Annotated in this window: 1 protein-coding gene; it reads right to left on the reverse strand. The window is 70.1% G+C overall.

Going from position 1 to position 2,425, the window contains the following annotated elements; genetic code table 11:
• Nucleotides 1-2,385, reverse strand: a 2,385-nt coding sequence (gene pcrA / locus ACRDP3_RS23745) for a DNA helicase PcrA (protein WP_431519037.1), incomplete at its 3' end; no start/stop codon positions are given.
• Nucleotides 2,386-2,425 lie beyond the last annotated feature (40 nt).

Genomic DNA, 2,425 nt, shown 5'->3' on the forward strand with positions numbered 1-2,425 from the left:
GCCCGCGCCCGCGCCGAACCCCGAGCCGATACCGCCGCCACCGCTCGCACCGCCGACACCGGCGGCCGCACCGGTGCGCTTCCAGTCCACGTACGGGTCGGGAATCTCCTCCAGGAACCGCGAGGGCGGGTTGTAGGACGGCTGGCCCCACGCGCTGCGCAGCACCGACCGGGTCAGGTAGAGCCGCTGACGGGCCCGCGTGATGCCCACGTACGCGAGCCGGCGCTCCTCCTCCAGCTCCTTGGGCTGCCCGAGGGCGCGCATGTGCGGGAAGACGCCGTCCTCCAGGCCCGTCAGGAAGACCACGGGGAACTCCAGGCCCTTGGCCGTGTGCAGCGTCATCAGCGTGATGACGCCGGTCTGCTCGCCCTCCTCCTCGTCGGGGATCTGGTCGGAGTCGGCGACCAGGGCGACCTTCTCCAGGAACTCGGCGAGCGTGCCCGGTTCGTCCTCGCCGCGCTCCTGCTCGAACTCCAGGGCCACGGCCGCCAGTTCCTGCAGGTTCTCGACCCGGGTCTCGTCCTGCGGGTCGGTCGACCCCTGGAGTTCGGCGAGATAGCCGGTCTGCTCCAGCACCGCTTCCAGTACGGTCGCGGGCCCCGCGCCCGCCTCGACGACCGTACGCAGCTCCTCCATCAGCACGTTGAACCGGCGTACGGCGTTGGCCGAACGGGCCGCCATTCCGTACGCCTCGTCGACGCGGACCAGCGCCTGCGGGAAGGTGATCTTCTCGCGCAGCGCCAGCGCCTCGATCATCGCTTCGGCGCGGTCGCCGATGCCGCGCTTGGGCACGTTGAGGATGCGGCGCAGCGGAACCGCGTCCTCCGGGTTGGCCAGCACCCGCAGGTACGCGAGCACGTCCCGGACCTCGCGGCGCTCGTAGAAGCGCACACCGCCCACGACCTTGTACGGCAGCCCGACCCGGATGAAGACCTCTTCGAAGACCCGGGACTGCGCGTTCGTGCGGTAGAAGACCGCGACGTCTCCCGCTCTGGCGTCCCCGGCGTCGGTGAGCCGGTCGATCTCGTCGGCGACGAACTGGGCCTCGTCGTGTTCGGTGTCGGAGACGTAACCCGTGATGGGGGCGCCCGAACCGGACCGTGTCCACAGGTTCTTCGGGCGGCGGTTCTCGTTCCGCTCGATGACCGCGTTGGCGGCGCTGAGGATCGTCTGCGTGGAGCGGTAGTTCTGCTCCAGCAGGATCGTCGTCGCGTCCGGGTAGTCCTCCTCGAACTGAAGGATGTTACGGATGGTGGCGCCGCGGAAGGCGTAGATGGACTGGTCGGCGTCACCGACCACGCACAGCTCGGCCCGCTCCGGTCCGGGCTCCTCCCCCTCGGCCCGCTCCGTCCCCTCGGACTCCTCCCGGCCATGCGCCGCCGCACCGGTCCCCACCAGCTCCCGCACCAGGGTGTACTGCGCGTGGTTGGTGTCCTGGTACTCGTCCACCAGCACATGGCGGAAGCGGCGGTGGTAGTGCTCGGCGACGTCGGGGAACGCCTGGAGCAGGTGGACGGTGGTCATGATGATGTCGTCGAAGTCCAGCGCGTTGGCCTCGCGCAGCCGCGCCTGGTACATCGTGTACGCCTCGGCGAGAGTCTTCTCGAACCCTCCTTCCGTCCGGGCCGCGAAGTCCTCCTCGTCGATCAGCTCGTTCTTGAGGTTGGAGATCTTCGCGCTGAACGCCTTCGGCGGGTGGCGCTTGGGGTCCAGGTCCAGATCCCTGCACACCAGCGCCATCAGCCGCTTGGAGTCGGCGGCGTCGTAGATCGAGAAGGAGGAGGTGAAGCCGAGCTTCTTGCTCTCCCGGCGCAGGATGCGCACGCAGGCGCTGTGGAAGGTGGACACCCACATCGCCTGTGCCCGCGGCCCGACCAGCTCCGCCACGCGCTCCTTCATCTCGCCCGCGGCCTTGTTGGTGAAGGTGATGGCGAGGATCTGCCCGGGGTGCACACCACGCTCGCCCAGCAGGTACGCGATGCGGTGGGTCAGCACCCGGGTCTTGCCCGAGCCCGCGCCCGCGACGATCAGCAGCGGCGAGCCGGTGTGCACCACGGCGGCGCGCTGCTCCTCGTTCATCTCGGCCAGCAGCGCCGCCGGGTCCACGACCGTACGCGGCGCGCCGCCCCGGTGGTACGAAGCGCCGGCGCGGGCGCCTTCTCCCTTGCCGGGGCCGCCACTTGGGCCGTTACCGCCGTTACCACCGCTTCCGCCGCGCCCCTCGAAGCTGCCCGCGAAGAGATCGTGCGGGATCTCACCCTCGCCGTGGTGGTCCCCGTCGGGGGGAGGCGGCAAGGGCTCCTCGCCCTGATCCGCAGGTGGCCCGTCCTGCGCACGCACGGGCGCGAGGCTGTTCAGAAAACTGTCGTCGAAGAGGCTGCTCATCGTCGGACGAGTCTAGGCTGTCGCGCCGACAGCCACCCTC

Source organism: Streptomyces sp. (assembly GCF_050698815.1).
Classification (GTDB): Bacteria; Actinomycetota; Actinomycetes; order Streptomycetales; family Streptomycetaceae; genus Streptomyces.